This is a genomic window from Kitasatospora sp. RG8, from assembly GCF_017813315.1.
Classification (GTDB): domain Bacteria; phylum Actinomycetota; class Actinomycetes; order Streptomycetales; family Streptomycetaceae; genus Kitasatospora.
Window position 1 is genome coordinate 258,402 of sequence record NZ_JAGIYX010000009.1, and the last position, 14,957, is coordinate 273,358.

The following is a 14,957-nucleotide window of genomic DNA, read 5'->3' on the forward strand; positions in this document are numbered from 1 at the left end:
CGGACCGGCGCTGTCAGCCGGCGGCGGCCTCGGCAGCGTGAAGTGCGTCCAGGAGCGCGGTCTGTTGCTCGGTCAGCTTCCCACGCGGCGGGTCCATGGCGGTGAGCTCGGGCGAGCACGGTGAGCTTGCGCTCCAGGTTGCCGAGCACGCACGACGGGAGCGCCGCGGCGAGCGCACACACGGCCACCAGGGCGATCCGCTCGCCGCCGAGGGCTCGGGCAATGTGCCGGTGGTGTGTGAGGCGCCGAGGACCACGTCCGCCGCCAGGGTGTAGCGCAGCTCCGAGCTTTGCCCTATTCCGTAGGCACTCGCCTGTTGTGCCACCACGTCCAGGTTGGTGACGCTCCTGACGTGCTGCCGCTCGTAGTCCACCGGGCTGCGGTAGCCCAGAGCGGAGTGCCGCCGGCGGCGTTGGTGTCCGCTTCGGACGATCCGTGGCGGGAGGTGCGGGTTGTGTCATGCGAGGTTGTACCGGGTCGAGGACTGGGTTCTGGATCACTCCTGCCGGCCCCGCTTGGATCGCAGTCCCAGCTAGGTTGCATTCCTATCTAGGTGGTGATGGAATGCAGTCATGGCCGCAGACCGCAGATCCAGCTGGCTCAAGGGCGTCCTTGACCTTCTCGTCCTCGCCTGCCTCACCGAGGGCGAGAGTTATGGATACGAGATTTCCAAGGCCCTGGCGGGAGCCGGGCTCGGTGAGATCAAGGGTGGAACGCTCTACCCGGTACTCAACAGGCTTGAGGAGGCCGGCCTGGCCGTCGGGGAGTTCAGGGCCGCCGAGCGCGGACCGGGCCGCCGTTACTACCGGCTCACAGACGACGGCCGTCGAGCCCTCGCCGAACAGGGCGAGTCGTGGCTGGAGTTCCACACCGCCGTCAAGACCATGCTGAACAGTGCACGTCCAGGGGGAGCATCGTGATTCGAAGCAACGGGAGCAGCTCGGAAGGCGCCGGCGGGAGCGAGGCGGGCGGTGACTACTTCACCGAGCTCGCCGCGTGCCTGATCGCCGCCGGCATGGCGGAGGGGGAAGCGGCAGCGACCGTCGCCGACCTCAGCGGCTATCTGGCGGAGACCGAATCGCCGGACGCGTACGAGGAATTCGGTGCGCCGCAGGACTTTGCGGCCCGCCTGACCGAGGGGCGCACCGCTGAGCAGCCCGCCGCGGGGGCGGAGACCTGGAAGTGGACCGCCGACATCTATACCGACCGCAAGTACCTCAACCACTACGGCGACCAGGGTTGGGAGGTCGAGGGCCTCGACCGGTTCGGCCGCTTCGTCTGCCGCCGGGAGCCGGACGCCGCGATGCGCTGGGAGTACCGGCGGGAGACCGCGAGCGGCGCGAAGGAGCGCGAGTCGGTCGCGGCCGGGCTCGCCCCGGACGCCTGGGAGTTGTGCGGGCAGTGGATGTACTTCATGTACTTCAAGCGCCCGAAAGCGGCGAGCGCCGGTCCGGCGGCGGCGCTCGGCGAGTTGGTGGCGGCGCCGGACCGGCAGCTGTTCCTCGGCCGTAGGTACCGGGGCAAGGTGAAGCAGGCCCTGGTGGCCGCGGTGATTTCTGCGGTCCTGGCAGCCACGGCGGTGCACTACGCGGGCGACCGCATGGCTTTCCCGATCCTGATCGGTGCGGCCGTCGCGGCGCCGATCGGTCTGATCGCCGGCTGGTACCGCGTGAAGCGGGAGGTCATGTCGGGCGTCGAGGATGCCTGACCGCGCAGCGCCGTCGGTCTGAGCCTGGCCCGGGCCGTTCGGCACGGGTCCTGCGCCCGCTGGCGAGGGAGGATCTTGTTGGCGAACTCGGGGTTCGCGGCGTGGCGGGTGAGCTGAAGAACCTGATCTTCGCCGCCGATGGCCCCATACCGGAACCGGTCCTCACGGACGCCCTCAACAACATCATCCGCATCACCACGTACGAGCAGTACTGCCCCGTCCACGACAGGCCGCTCGCCGACCACGGACTCACCTGGCGCGAACTCGTCGCGTGGTGGACAGATCTGCACCGGCTCCTCCATGAGGGGCAACGGGCTGGAGAAGGAGTTCTTTCAGTCCTTGTTCGGGGTGCTGTGGAAGCAGGTCTCGAGTTGGTCGAGGGCGTGGAGTGCCTGGTCGTAGACGCTGGCGACGGGTGATGGCGGGGTCTCGGGGTGCCGGGACCAGGTGGGGTGGATGACGGCGATCCGGTAGGGGGTTCTGCCGGTACGGGCGTTCTCGTCGTCGAGGCGTACGAGGACGTCGTCGCAGGCCCCGCACTCCAGCCAGGGAGTGAGCGGAATGCCGTGGAGCGGGTGACCGGGAGCGATCTCCCGGAGGAGTTCGCTTGCGATGGCCGTGGCGCGGGGTGAGTTCTCGACCTCCCACCACCATTCCTCGGCCGCTTCCAGATCGGGGCACCAGCGGAGCGCGGACGTGGCCCCGGCCGACACGCCGAGCGCCTCGGCCAGATCGAGGAGGGCGGCTCGGTCCGCGCGGAGCAGTGGTGTGTGGTGGTCGGAGAGCTGGTCGACGAGATCCTCGAGCGCCAGCTCCGGCTCGCCCGCGTCCCAGGCCGACAAAGTGGCGGCCACCGGTACGCCAGGGCCGAGCAACCCTGACAGTCGCCGGAACTCGAACTCGGTGCGGTGGGGAGTCCAGGGAATCGTCACGGCGCCCATTGGACCAAAGACCCGCGGAGAGCGTCCCGGCCGGCCTTGCTGCGCACCGGTTCGGTCTGGCTGGGTCGGGGGTTGTGCTGGTGGGCCGTCAGGCCGCCTTGGAGGACGTCCAGGAGGCTGCTCCGGCGTTGTCCTGGTGGCCGGTGGGTGTTGTCGCGCCTGGACTACGCCCCCCGCTCGAACAGGACCGGTCAGGCCCATGGCCAGCTTCTGCGCGACCCTGCAGTGCGCCCAGCAGACCTCAAACGGTGACTACTGGGACGACGCTCTCAAGACCACCACCACCGCCAGCAACGGAACGGGCAAGGCCAAAACGGGCGACAGCCACTGCTACTGGGCCATGGGAACGAAGCAGGGATGCTCGGACGGCGGCGGAAGCCACGGGAATGCGAATTACCCGTCAACTCAAGGAAAAATATCCGGGGCACCCGGCCTGAAGGATGCCTCGCCGTGGCAGAAGGTCATCGTCGGCGGCGCAGCCATCCTGATGGGCGGAATAGTCGCGGCGCCTATCTGCGCTGCGATGCCACCGGAATGCGCCGGTGTCGCTATTGAGAAGATGCTCAGCACGCAGGGCGACAGCCCCGTAAGTGTCAGTCCGAAGGGTGCTGCCAAGCAAGGAGACAAAGCCGGAGGGAAGGCCGCGGTTGTCTGCCGGAGCTTCCCCGCTGGCGATCAGAGCGACATTGCCCGGCTGAAGTCCTGGCGAACCCTCGGCACCTGAGCCTGATCGTCCAAGATCCCCGACAGAGTCAAACTAGCCGCGTCGGTGATCACCTGGGCCTTCCCCGAGGGGGAGGAACTCCCGCTGACCATGCTGCTGGACGACCAGGAGTACGTACGGCTCACCCGGGCCTGACCTCCGAAAGGCGCTGCATGGGGCCGCACACGCCGAGCAGTGTCCCTGGCCGGCCGGGCTGGCCACGGACACCCCGGGGGTCAGTCCTTGGCGCTGTAGCCGGCCGGGATCTGGATCGGGCCCGGTCTGGGGGCGGTGCGGGCGGCACGGTGGGTGCGCTCGAAGGCCAGGAAGCCGGGGATGGTGACCTTCTCGTCGCCCTTGGCGACGACCTCGATCGACATCAGTGATCGACATGCTGCCAGGTCGGCGAGGTGGATACCGATTCCATGCCCGCCCGCGCATGTCGGCCCGGTCATCCGTCCCGCAGACGAGGCGATGCCGGTGGGGCCGCAGGGGCGCCGGCCAGATCCACGGCGACGGCGACCGCCATCACCCCGGCGAGGGCGACCAGGTCCTGGACGAGGTTGCCGAGCGCTGCGCCCGGCATGGAAGCCGCCGTCGCACAGACCGCGATCAGGGCGACCTGCTCCCGACCCTCCAACCGGGGCATCGTCGCGGTTGCCCCGGCTCCGAGAACGACATCGGCGGCAAGGTGATGACGCAGCTCCTCCGTGAGCCACCCCTCACCGCCTGGGATGATCTCCCGGGACGTCACCTGCCGCACGGCTGCCGCCGTCCGGAGCAGGATCAGCCGGTGAGCCTGTTCCGGCTGCCGGTCAGCCAGACCGTCCGTCCAGCCACACCGCGGCCCGCTCGCCGACCTCGGCCGCAGCGTCGAGCGCGGCCTGGAGACCGTCCGGGCCCGGCAGCTCCTGCCCGTCAACGGCCAGGCGGCCGGCATCGGAGCGCTTCGTCATACCCGGTGAACGGCCGACGGCCTGCCCAGGTCACGCGCCCGGCGCCCGGCGTACTGCAGACCCTTCGGCCGAGCCGCTTCCCGCACCGGGGCCGAGGAGCCGCCGGTACCCGCTGCCCACTGCTGGGCTGCGCTTCGTGCAGGATCCACCGCCCCGCTGTCCATGGGCGGCCGTCAACCGACCCGCGGCCGCAGCCCCACGACCGGTACAGAGTTCGCAGAAATTCTGTACCGCGCTGCTACGGTGGCCGGTACATTCTCTAGTGCGCACCTGCCGCTCGGACTTCGTATGTGGGAGGCCCCGCTTTGCCCGCCACCGCTGACGCCTCCACTCCGCTCGCCGCGCAGGCTGAACCAGCAGCTGTCCAGTCCGTCCGGGTCCACCAAGCCCGGCCGAAGTTGCCGGCCCTCATCAAGGAGGCCGGGACCGCGCCGGTCGAGCTGGTACGCGGTGACGAGAGCGCCTGGTTGGTCTCGCCGCAGCAGGCCGCAGACCGGGGACTGAACCTCGACGGCGTGCCCTCGCACGGGATCGCCGATGCCCGCCCCGTCCTCGGTGACCTCGTCGCCCTGGCCGCAGCCGGCGCTCCCCAGGTCCTGCGCCGCCACAAGACCCCCGTGGCGGTCCTCATCGCCGTCCCCACATCCACCCCGGAGAACCCGACGGCCACCGGGGAGAGCGGCGGGACGGCCGCGGCCCTGCGCACGATCATCGACGCCCAGGCGATCCTGGCCCTCACCTGCCCGGATCCTGCCGCCGCCCGGACCGCGCTCACCGCGCACCTGGACACGCCGCACCCGACCATCGTGTGGGTCACTCCCGAGCCGGTCCGCACCCCAAGTGCCGTGCTGCGCCCCCTCTTCGCGGGTCTGGGTCTCGATCGGCGTGGGCGTCGTCCTCGGGCTCTGGGCGACACGGCGGACATGATCACCGCCGAGCTCGGGCGCCGCTCCTGCCTGGTGGTCGTGCTCGATGCCCACCGGCTTTCCACCGAAGCGCTGGAGTCGCTGGGCAGCCTGTGGGCCCATGCGCACTTCCCCTTGGTGCTGGCCGGGACGGTGCACCTCGACAGCGTCCTCGCGCGCCCCGCGTTGGCGAGCCTGAGCTCCCACGTGCAGCGTCATCGCCTGCCCGCCCCTGTGACCGCAGGCCCGGACCCGGAGGCAGCTTCCCCGCCGGCCGGCGCCGACACCCGCGCCGACAACCCGGCGGCGACCCCGCCCACTCCTCCCACCGACACCGCTGCGGGTGTCGGGGCAGTGGTTCCCGAGTCCCTGCCGTCACGACGCCGCCGGATCACCCCGCTCGGTGACGCCCTCGACGCCCTGTTCCCCGTCGCATCGGCGGACGACGGTGACGCCACCGCACGCGCGGGGGAGGGGCTGCCGACCGGGATCCACGTCCTCGACACGGCACTGGGCCGACTGCAGCCCGGCCGCTTCTACCTTGTGGCGGGCGCTCCCGGCACCGGCTCCAGCCTCATCGCCACCGCGGCAGCCCGCGCCGCCGCCCTCACCCTCGGCCGCCCGGTCCTCTACGCGGCCTCCGGCCTGACCCGCGCCGACGTCGCCGCCCGCGTGATCGCCGCCCAGACCCCCGTCGACTACCGCCGCCTGCGGGCCGGCGCCCTCGACGACAGCGAACGCGAGGCCGTCGCGGCAACCGCCGAACTCCTCACCGCCGCCCCGCTGCTGATCGACGACGGCACCGACCTGGACGCCGCAGCCCTCACCGACACCGCCACCGACGTCCCCGACCTCGCACTGCTGGTCGTCGACCGCCTCCAGGCCGCCCGCGACCCCCGCCTGCCCCTGTCCGGCCCACCCGCCGTCCGCGACGCCGTCCAGGCCCTCGCCCACCTCGCCCGCACCCACCACCTCCCCGTCCTCGCCGCCCTCGACACCGACGACCCCACCCTGCTGCGCACCCTGACGGCGGACCTGACCCTGCTCCTCGAACCCCACCGTGGCGGGCGCGGGCACGAGGAGCAGGTGCGGGTGACCATCACCGAGCGCGACCTCGGCGAACTCGCCACGGTGGTCCTCTGCGCGGACCTCGCCCACGCCCGACTGACCGACCCGGCCACTCCCGCCGCGACAGTCCCGCGCCGCGCCGACGAGCCGGCTGCGACCGCGCTTCCCTCGCCCGAGGATCCGGCGGTCACGACCGATCCGGCCGCGGCCGAGGAACCCGACGCGGTAACCGACGAAGCTGCCGGTGACCAGGGCACCGCAGCGACCGACACCGCCGTACCCGCCGAGGACCAGCCGGACCTCGTCGACCCTGCTACATGGCGCCCGGTGCCGACGAGCCCGTCGCCGACCGGAACCGCCGCGCCGAGCGGGAGTGCCCGCAAGCCGGCCGGGCAGGGGCCGACGACTTCCTCGCCCTACGGCGGCCGGGACTACGACTACTACCTGGAGATGATCAGCTCGGTCGTCGCGCAGGCGCTCGAAGAACACGGCGGCGGCATCGAGGACGCGATCACCGCGCTGGAGGCCAAGGCGATTCCCAACGGCATGGCCCTGTTCGAGGCGACCCGGGTCGGCGGGAACTACGAGCACACCGTCTACCCGGAGAAGCTGTCCTTCCTGAGCAAGAAGACCCACACGGGTGCGGACGAGGTCTGGGAAGGCCGCCACAAGTGGGAGAACGCCGCGCTCATGGCTGAGCTTCGGGTCGGCACCCGCCCGGGCATCGCCGTCGACGTCCTCGACACCAACGCCGCCTACCTCAGCGCCTTCAAGACCTACCTGCCCATCGGCGCCCTCCAGCACCAGCCTGACGGGGGGTTCGACCCCCGGCGCTCGGGCATCTACCTCCTGCCCAAGCGCCCGCTGTGGGAGCACCCGCACCTGCCCGACCCGATCGGCAACCGGCATGAACCCGGTCCCCTCCTCCTGGACGACGCCACCGTGCGCCTGCTGATCCGCTGCCACAAGCTCGGCCTCGCCGAGGCACCTCACATCACCGAAGCCTGGACCTCCGGCAACAGCGAGAGCCTCCTGGAGAAGTTCCGCCGTGTCCTGAACCTCGCCCGCGACACCGCCATCACCGAGGCCGACCAGGTCACCGAGGCATACGTGAAGGCGATCTACGCGAAGTTCACGTCCACCATCGGCGAGTCCAGCTACAACCGGGACCTGCGCCGTCCCGACTGGATGCACATCATCCGCAGCCAGGCGTTCGCCAACCTCTGGTACAAGGCCCTGCGCGCCCACAAGGCCGGCCTCACGGTCGTGCGGTTGCGCGGCACCGACGAACTCCACGTCACCGGCGGCGAATGGCGCAAGGTGCCGGGCCGTACGGGCGGTGTCTTCGAGGAAGGCCGCAAGACGACCCAGATGAAGCTCAAGAAGCAGTACACCCTCGGTGACCTCGGGAAGGCTGCCTGACATGTCGACCGACGGATGGAAGAACTTCGGCAAGTACGGCGCGGCGGGGGATCCCGGCAACGTCCACGGCAAGATCGGCCTCGGCCGCGCCCTCGAAGACGCCCTGGAGCGGATGATCGTCGAGGGCGGCATCAAGTCGCCCGTCACCACACGCCGCGGCCTGCTCGCCCGCATGCGCTACCTGACCGCGACCAAGGGCGGCCCGGCGGCCATGGCCGATGCGGGGATCACCGCCACCCCGGCCACGATCAAAGCCTGGACCAAGGGCAGGCAGCAGCCCCGCCCGGCCAACCTCGAGCTGATCGACACCGCCTACTGGAACCTGCGCGCCCACAACGTCCTGTCCAACCCCGGAGCGCTCAAGCAGCACCTCAACAACGCCGGGAAGGGCACCAAGGTCGAGATCCACCCCATCAACCAGGACCCCGTCATCCCCAAACGCCGCCGCGACAACCTCCGCATCCGCACACTCCAGGTGCGCTACGTCTGGGACGAAGCGGTCGACGCCATGGTCGCCGGTGACGAGGCGAAGCTGGACGAGATCTGGGACGACATCATCGCCGACCTGGATTCCGACTGGGGGGCCTACACCTACGTCCGCCACATCGGCCTCGGAGCCTGACCGACTCCTCCGGGCGCTGGAGCCGGGGCCCTTACGTGGGCCTCGGCCAGGCCGGCGGACACCCGGCTCCGTGTGGGAGCGGCCGACCGCTCGTGCTCCGCGAAGGAGTCCCCGATCTTGCCCGACCACCCCTCGAACGCGCCCCGCAGCTCGTCGAACGAACGTTGCGCCCAGCCCGGGCCGCTGCTCCGGGCAAGCGCCACCCGCATCGCGAATCGACCGGTGTGGTCCACCTCTACACCCACCGAGCGGCCAGCACGAACGTTCGAGATTTCCTCAGAGAAATGATCTTTCGGAGCAGTCTGTCGCGGTGGACACCGTCACACCCCTGGCGGAATGGCGAACGGGTCGTACTCCTCGGGCATGAAGCAGCCGTAGTCCTGGAGTGGCTGCGGATCGTTCAGCACGATGTGCTTGCGCTCGCCCGCTGGTGAGAGTCCGTCTGGGCGGTCCAGAATCCGTTGGCCGGGGAGTCCGGTGGACGCTGGTGCGTCGGCTGCGAGTCGACCGAAGCGGTCCAGCAGAGCCCACACAGCCTCGTAGACATCGCGGATGTCCTCGGCCGCCCTCTCCTCGGTAATTTCAGGGGAGGCTTCGCGGTACGCCGCACGGGCCGAAGCGACAAAACGCTCCGGATCGACGATCACTACGTCCTGGCGCATCCGAACGCTGATCGTCATACCCGCCGTCGGGACTGGCATCTCATCCACCGGCCCACGGTACTGCGTCGGAAGCGCGACCGACCGAGGCATTCACAACCCGACCCCACCGAACACCGCCCGTTTCACCACCACGCTCTGAATCGGTCATCCCGTTGTGTGGTGTGTGGCTGTCAGGTGCGGGCTGCGCGGTCGGGGGATTGTCGGCGGTAGTGGGCGATGTCGTGGTGGAAGCCGATGACGAGGTCCCGGCAGCGGTAATCGAGACGGAGGTGGGAGCGTTGATCGGGATGACTGCGATGGCTTCCTGAGCTCGCAGATCCCACCGTCGCATTGTGTCGTCTCTGCTGGCGGTGACGGCGATGGGGCGGCCGTCCAGCACGGTGCAGGTCACCGCGAGCACCGCGTTGGTGTGGCCGGTGAGGGGTTCGCCGACGGGTGGCCGGTGGCCAGGTCCCACACCCGCAGCGCCCGCAGAGCGCCATACTGCACGTCGTGGATCGCGAAGACCTGATTGCTGCCCTCGAACGACATGAGACTGATGCCGCCCGCCATGCTGCCCTGGCCCTGCGCGAAGGGGCTTCGTTTCTGAGGCCCTGGCCCCACGCCTTGCCGTCACGCTGATCCGTGGCGAGCCGACTGGTCACGTCCTGCCCCACTCCGGCCAGGGCCGGCCCGGAGGGTTCGTTCCCCGCTGCCGGGCCGTTGGTGTACGAGGACGCCAGGAGCACCGGCGCACCGTCCCGGGGCGCCAGTCGCCGGGTGACGGTCACCGGCGGCCCGGCGACTCCCCGGTCCGGCATGCACTCGTCGCCGCTGCGCCGGGATCTGGGGCTGGTGGAGTACGCGGTGGACGAAGGGCAGGATCCGCCGCGCATCTATGTCTCCCGGGTCCTGAGGGCGGACTGATCGGTGACGGTCCGGACGGCAGGGGTTTCCACCCTGCAGGGCTGTTGTTCCTGGTGGCGTCCGGCGAAGGCCGGCCGTCCAACCCACGCCCGCAGACCGGTCGCCACCCAACTCGGCCGCCATCGTCGAGCCGGAGCTGTTTGCGAACCAAGAGGTCTTGGTGGGCTGTCTGGCGTTCAAGAGCCTGCGGGAGCTGAGCCGTTGGTGCTCAGCAAGGTGAGGCCGAGATGGGTCAGCGTATGAAGGGCTGTCCTCCGTTCCCGGGTCAAAGCGGTCAGTCCGGCTTTGCGTAGGGTGGTGGCGTGCTCGCTGGCGCTGGCCGGCGATATGCCGGCCCGCTGCGCCAGCTGGGTCGTCGTGCATGCGGGGTGGTCGGCTATGACGCACAGCACGATCGCTCTGCTGCGGCCGAGGAGTGCGGTCAGAGCCGGCGGCACCGGGGCATCGCCTCGGCGGATGTCGGCTGGGGGAGCCCACAGGGCAGCCGCATCGACCGGGTTGTGCAGTGCCTGATAGGCCATGACGACCGTGTCGGCCTGAGGGCTGGCGAACAGCTGGGGAACCGGCCCGCAGAACACCGACGGAGCCAGAACGAACGAGCGCCCCGACACGTGGAAGTCGGCTTCCGGGTGGACCAAGGGCCGGTAGCCGGGGATCTCCAGCACCGGCGGGTTCCACACTGCCATCGGGCGCAGGCTGCCCAGCAGTGCCCCCACCCCGCCCTGTGCCATGAGCCGACCACGCCGCGCCACTTCCCCCTGAAGGTGCTGGTCGATACGTGGCCAGTAGGGGGCCACCGCGACGCGATGGCAGTGCCGTAGAGCGACGCCCAGCCGTTGCACCGCCTGCGGGGCAGCGTCCGTCACCTCGGTCAGCCACGGTGACGGACGCCCAGACGCGCGCGGCTTGACAGAGAACTCCGTGCGCAGCCGCAGGGCCGGTGCACTGATCAGCCGCTCTATCCCCTCATCCACACAGCCCACCGCGCCCACCAGGGTGAACAGATCCACCAATCCCCCGCAGGTGGCTCCGCTGAGGAACCGCGCCGTCTCCCTCCCGTCAGCGCTGATCCGCGGACCGGTCCGCGCACGCCATCCACCGAACAGCACCGCACGGTCACTCCATTGCACAGTCCGCAAGCCCAGCTGCGTCTCTGCGAGCGGCCCCAACACCATGACCCGTACCTGCGCCCGGTCCTCGGCAGTGAAGTGAATCCGTAGCACGACATCCTCCTCATCCGCGTCTGCGGATGAGCCTTCCGGCCGCACTCGTTCCGGGGGAGGCCGAATCGAGTCGAATCCTGCATCGGTCTGGGCGGACTCTTTCAGCTGTGCCAGAGGCACGAACGAACCAGTCGCGCCCACCTGGTGGCGGTCGCGCGCTGCCCACCCACGCCTGACGAACCGAAGCGGCCCCGCGGGATGGACTGGTGGGCGGTCATGAAGTCGAGGCCGGCAGTCAGCCCTGGACCTTGGCCGTTTGCATGGCGGTCAGCCAGCGGACGTAGGAAGCGGCGACGACGGCTGCCGGAGCGACCAGTACGTGCAGGGCCAGCACGAGCCAGGCTCCGATCGTGAACTCGTACTGGTACTCGCCGTAGGAGTAGCCGGTGCCGGTCCATGCCTTGACGTCGGTGGTCCGGTAGTCCCTTTCGAGGAATCCGGTCCACTGCCCGAGGAGAACCGGCCAGGTCACGATGGTGACCAGGCAGGTGAGAAGCCGTTGTCTTATCGGACGTGATCGACGCATTTTCGCTGGTGAGGCATAGCGTCGGCGGTCACGCGGCAGGGTTGCTCCATCGGGATCGTCTCGTCGGTGGAGGTGTCGGGTGGCGTCGGTGGTTGGGTTGCTGGAGGAGCGGGAGCTGGCCGCGCGGCAGCGGGTGGAGTCGCTGCGTGAGGAAGCGGACCGGATCCTGGCCGAGCTGGCGGACGCGGAGACGGACTGGGAGCGGTGGGTGATCGCCCGAGAGAGGGTCGATCAGGTCCTGTCCGGTCCGCGCGGGCAGGAGGACCTGACGGCGCCCGAGGGCAAGCCCTCCGAGCCGGTCGCGCCGGGGCCGGCCAGAGCGGCGGTGGCCGGTTCGGTGGTGCCGGTGCAGCGGGAAGGACTGGACGTGACCGCGCTGGCGCCGGACTACGAGCGGATCGTAAGGCTCCTGGCGGACCGTCAGCGATCCGGTGGTGACGGGGCGATGGGCTGCCAGGAGATCGCGGCCGTGCTGGGACTGGAGGTGGTTCCGGCGAAGGTCGAAGGGGTGCGGTCGAAGGCGAAGCGCCTGGTTGAGCGGGGCTGGCTGGCCGAGGAAGTGCCGGGCCGCTTCAGCATCGCCGCCGGGCCAGGCGGCGGCTCATGAGCATCGTCATCGACCACCAAAGCATCGCCTCGGCGGTGTCGGTGCGGGCCTCGTAGTCCCGGGCCAGGCGGCGTGAGAGCATCAGCCACGCGAACGTGCGTTCCACCAGCCACCTCTTCGGCAGCACCACGAACCCGGAGGTGTCGTCGCTGCGTTTGACCACCGTCAGCGCGATGCGCCAGGTCTTCGCGGCGAGGTCGACCAAGCGCCCGGTGTAACCGCCGTCGGCCCACACCAGGGTCAGCCGCCAGAACCGCTGGCGCAGGCGGGCGAGCAGGGTCCGGGCGGCGTCGCGGTCGGTGACGGATGCGGCGGTGACCAGGACGGTCAGCAGCAACCCGAGGCTGTCCACCACGATGTGCCGCTTGCGCCCCGGCACCTTCTTCCCTCCGTCGTAGCCGGACGTGGCGGAGGGCACCGACGCGGCGGCCCGAACCGACTGGGCGTCGATGATCCCCGCCGTCGGCTCCGGATCCCGCCCGGCGGCCTCGCGAACCTTCCCACGCAGCCGGTCGTGGAGCTCCTTGATCAGGCCCTGGTCCCGCCAGCGCCGGTAGAAGGCGTAGACCCGGTCCCACGCGGGGAAGTCGACGGGCATCGCACGCCAGGAGATGCCCCCGGCGACCAGGTAGCGCACCGCGTCCAACATCTGCCGGTGGCAATAGCCCTCCGGCTGCCCACCCCGGCCCTCCAGCCACCCCGGCACCGGCAGCGACGCGCGGATCACGGCCCACTCTTCGTCCGTCATGTCCGACGGATACCGGCGCCGCCTCTCCTGACGATCGGCCGCGTTCCCGTACACGTGAGCGAGGCAATCACACGATCGGGCACCCAAGTTGGACTCCACCGGCACCGGCACGGAAGACTGCGGCATAAGGGCCTCCTGGAACCTCGAACGTCTCGACAACCTTCGAGCTACCAAGAGGCCCTGCCCTCTATGCGCCGGCCTCCCTGTGATCACCCAATCGGGACTTCCGTTCGATCAACAACCCTCACGATCGGTACGACAACGGCTTCTCAGGCCGGGCGCGGTGTGGTGGCACGCCCGCTGGTCCGGCTGACAAGCCTGGTGGCGATGTGGCTGACGCCTTCGAGCGGGCCGACAGTGACGCAAGAGCTCAGCCGGGAGAGTTGTATGCCAGAAAGAAGCGGGCCCCACGTAGGGGGACGTGGGGCCCGCTCCGACAGGGTCTACGTGCCCCAATCAGTCGTGCTGCCGCAGAACCAGCTCGGTGACCACCATCAGCAGCGCCTTCACGGCCGCCGCGATGGCCAGCTTCGAAGCCAGCTCCTTGACCCACGTCGTCTTGTGCTCGGACACCGTCTTCACCTTTCCGCTCCAGACGTACGACGGCAAGCGGTTGCGTACCGTCGCGAGGCGTCCACAGGGAAGGTCGCCTCGTCGGAGAAGGGGAGACAGGGCCCGGCACGCCCAACGTTAGGCGTGCCGGGCCCCTTGCCCGTGGGCGATCGCCCCCTAGCGGTCGCCCACCGGCCCCCGTTGTCTGGAGTTTGGCAAGGTGATGGCAGCACTGTACCCACCTGCGCCTCAACTCAACTTCGAAAGGCCGTAGTTCGGTCTGCCAATGCAGGTCAGACCCGGGCTGCCTTGGTGCGGTGGTGTACCAGCTCCATCGGGAGTTCTGTGTGGTGGAGCTGGCCGAGCAGGACGTGCAGCGGGCCAAGGAAGCCGTCCGAGACGCCCATCGACGGGACCGAGACCCCGGGAGGATCGGCAGTGTCCCGCGAGGCGCTACGGCGCCGTCTGGAGGGCTGTCCTGGCCGCCGCCGGTGCCGCGGTCCGGTGGTGTTGGTGCTGCGGCTGTCCAGGCCGTTGTCGGGGCCGGCCTTCTCCTGGTGGTGGGGCTCGGCGGCCTGGTGGCTGGAGAGGGTGTCGGTGGGGGCTTCTACGGTGGTGTACGGGTGGGGCGGGTACCGGGGTTTCCTGCACTGGAGACGGAACGGCAGACCTCCCGGTCTGCGCGGGGGTGGTTACGGCCTAACCGGCGTCCGGGGAGAAAGGGCCCAGGGACGGCTCGTCAGCACCGGCCCCACTCGTCAAGCCGCGCGCCCCGAGTGCCTGCCGCCGTCGTCTCGGGCCTGCTGTGCCGCCGTCCCGGTTGCCGGCGCCGTCGTCGTCCCGCTGCACTTTCGGCGGCCTTGCTGCGCGCCGCTGTTCCGGGCCGGACGGCTGGGGGGCGTCAGGCTGCTCTGGTGGCTCTGGTGGTGGTCCGGGGAGGTTGCGATGGGGTCGGTCCGGGGTGGGTTGGTGCTGTCGTGTCCTGCTGTCGCGTGGGGTGATGTCGTGTGCTGGCTGTGACGTGGGTGGATACCCCTGATCCCCTGTGTGTGGTGGCGGCGCGACAGGTGAGTGCGACAGGCTGCCGGGCGGCCGGGCTCGTGCTGGGGTCTCTGTTGGCCGCCATCCCGGCTGGGTGGCCGCTGCCCGAGTCTGCTGCGACTCGCTCCGGCCTGGCCAGGTCTGCGTCCCTGCCTGCCTCGCTGGGCCCCGGCTCGGCCCGGTTGGCTGGGTGCCGTTGCTGGGTGGCGTCAGGCCGCCTGGGTGGTGGCCTGCGGGGTTCAGGGGTCCGGGTGGTGCCCTGCTTGTTTCCCCGTGTCGGTGGTGTCGGGCAGGGTGTTGATCATGTTTGAGGAGTGGTGGCGTGTGCGGCCGGATGAGGAGCGTGTGCAGTGGGTGCTGGAGTCGT

General features: G+C 70.1%; 14 protein-coding genes and 1 pseudogene. 6 read left to right on the forward strand and 9 right to left on the reverse strand.

All coding sequences use genetic code 11. The features are described from left to right. Window positions 1–13: 13 nt before the first annotated feature. The gene (locus tag J5Y04_RS16940) at window positions 14–373 is read right to left on the reverse strand and encodes a hypothetical protein (RefSeq protein WP_209412852.1); all 360 of its coding nucleotides are present in this window, start codon (window positions 371–373) and stop codon (window positions 14–16) included. A 199-nt stretch (window positions 374–572) separates the two neighbouring features. On the opposite strand from J5Y04_RS16940, the gene J5Y04_RS16945 reads away from it, so the two are divergent. Both J5Y04_RS16945 and J5Y04_RS16950 read left to right on the forward strand, forming a co-directional pair. After that, window positions 573–920, forward strand: coding sequence for a PadR family transcriptional regulator (locus J5Y04_RS16945; protein WP_148647336.1), 348 nt, complete (start codon window positions 573–575; stop codon window positions 918–920). Beyond that, on the forward strand, window positions 917–1,708 hold the full coding sequence (locus J5Y04_RS16950; RefSeq protein WP_209412853.1) for a hypothetical protein: 792 nt from the start codon (window positions 917–919) through the stop codon (window positions 1,706–1,708). Before J5Y04_RS16945 ends, J5Y04_RS16950 begins: the two co-directional genes overlap by 4 nt. A 332-nt stretch (window positions 1,709–2,040) precedes the next feature. Here J5Y04_RS16950 and J5Y04_RS16955 read toward each other — a convergent pair whose 3' ends face one another. After that, window positions 2,041–2,640, reverse strand: a complete 600-nt coding sequence (locus tag J5Y04_RS16955; RefSeq protein WP_209412854.1) for a hypothetical protein — start codon at window positions 2,638–2,640, stop codon at window positions 2,041–2,043. 208 nt (window positions 2,641–2,848) lie between these two features. On the opposite strand from J5Y04_RS16955, the gene J5Y04_RS16960 reads away from it, so the two are divergent. Then, window positions 2,849–3,373 carry a hypothetical protein gene (locus J5Y04_RS16960; protein ID WP_209412855.1) on the forward strand — a complete coding sequence of 175 codons (525 nt, stop codon included), beginning with the start codon at window positions 2,849–2,851 and terminating at the stop codon, window positions 3,371–3,373. Between the two features lie 215 nt (window positions 3,374–3,588). Here the strand turns inward: J5Y04_RS16960 and J5Y04_RS16965 are convergent. From J5Y04_RS16965 to J5Y04_RS16975, 3 genes and pseudogenes are all read right to left on the reverse strand, one after another. Then, window positions 3,589–3,723: pseudogene (locus J5Y04_RS16965) on the reverse strand (integration host factor); the annotation flags it as partial. A gap of 80 nt (window positions 3,724–3,803) precedes the next feature. Continuing rightward, window positions 3,804–3,992, reverse strand: coding sequence for a hypothetical protein (locus tag J5Y04_RS16970; RefSeq protein ID WP_209412856.1), 189 nt, complete (start codon window positions 3,990–3,992; stop codon window positions 3,804–3,806). A gap of 175 nt (window positions 3,993–4,167) precedes the next feature. Further along, entirely contained in the window at window positions 4,168–4,308 is a 141-nt protein-coding gene (locus J5Y04_RS16975; RefSeq protein WP_209412857.1) for a hypothetical protein, read from the reverse strand. Between the two features lie 305 nt (window positions 4,309–4,613). Between J5Y04_RS16975 and J5Y04_RS16980 the strand changes: the two genes are divergently transcribed. After that, window positions 4,614–7,703: a DnaB-like helicase C-terminal domain-containing protein gene (locus J5Y04_RS16980; protein WP_209412858.1), complete on the forward strand. Its 3,090-nt coding sequence runs from the start codon at window positions 4,614–4,616 to the stop codon at window positions 7,701–7,703. A 1-nt stretch (window position 7,704) separates the two neighbouring features. Continuing rightward, window positions 7,705–8,325 carry a hypothetical protein gene (locus tag J5Y04_RS16985; protein ID WP_209412859.1) on the forward strand — a complete coding sequence of 207 codons (621 nt, stop codon included), beginning with the start codon at window positions 7,705–7,707 and terminating at the stop codon, window positions 8,323–8,325. 320 nt (window positions 8,326–8,645) lie between these two features. On the opposite strand, the gene J5Y04_RS16990 is transcribed toward J5Y04_RS16985, so the two are convergent. The 3 genes from J5Y04_RS16990 to J5Y04_RS17000 all read right to left on the reverse strand — a co-directional run bounded on the left by J5Y04_RS16990 (window position 8,646) and on the right by J5Y04_RS17000 (window position 11,588). After that, window positions 8,646–9,035, reverse strand: coding sequence for a hypothetical protein (locus J5Y04_RS16990; protein ID WP_209412860.1), 390 nt, complete (start codon window positions 9,033–9,035; stop codon window positions 8,646–8,648). Between the two features lie 1,034 nt (window positions 9,036–10,069). After that, window positions 10,070–11,116, reverse strand: a complete 1,047-nt coding sequence (locus tag J5Y04_RS16995) for a winged helix-turn-helix domain-containing protein (protein WP_209412861.1) — start codon at window positions 11,114–11,116, stop codon at window positions 10,070–10,072. 235 nt (window positions 11,117–11,351) lie between these two features. After that, window positions 11,352–11,588 (reverse strand): hypothetical protein, encoded by a 237-nt coding sequence (locus tag J5Y04_RS17000; RefSeq protein WP_209412862.1) that lies wholly within the window; start codon window positions 11,586–11,588, stop codon window positions 11,352–11,354. A 142-nt stretch (window positions 11,589–11,730) separates the two neighbouring features. Here J5Y04_RS17000 and J5Y04_RS17005 point away from each other — a divergent pair, with 142 nt between their 5' ends. Next, the gene (locus tag J5Y04_RS17005) at window positions 11,731–12,249 is read left to right on the forward strand and encodes a hypothetical protein (protein ID WP_374106046.1); all 519 of its coding nucleotides are present in this window, start codon (window positions 11,731–11,733) and stop codon (window positions 12,247–12,249) included. Here the strand turns inward: J5Y04_RS17005 and J5Y04_RS17010 are convergent. Next, window positions 12,215–12,997: an IS5 family transposase gene (locus tag J5Y04_RS17010; RefSeq protein WP_245204907.1), complete on the reverse strand. Its 783-nt coding sequence runs from the start codon at window positions 12,995–12,997 to the stop codon at window positions 12,215–12,217. The genes J5Y04_RS17005 and J5Y04_RS17010 overlap by 35 nt on opposite strands. Between the last annotated feature and the right edge of the window lie 1,960 nt (window positions 12,998–14,957).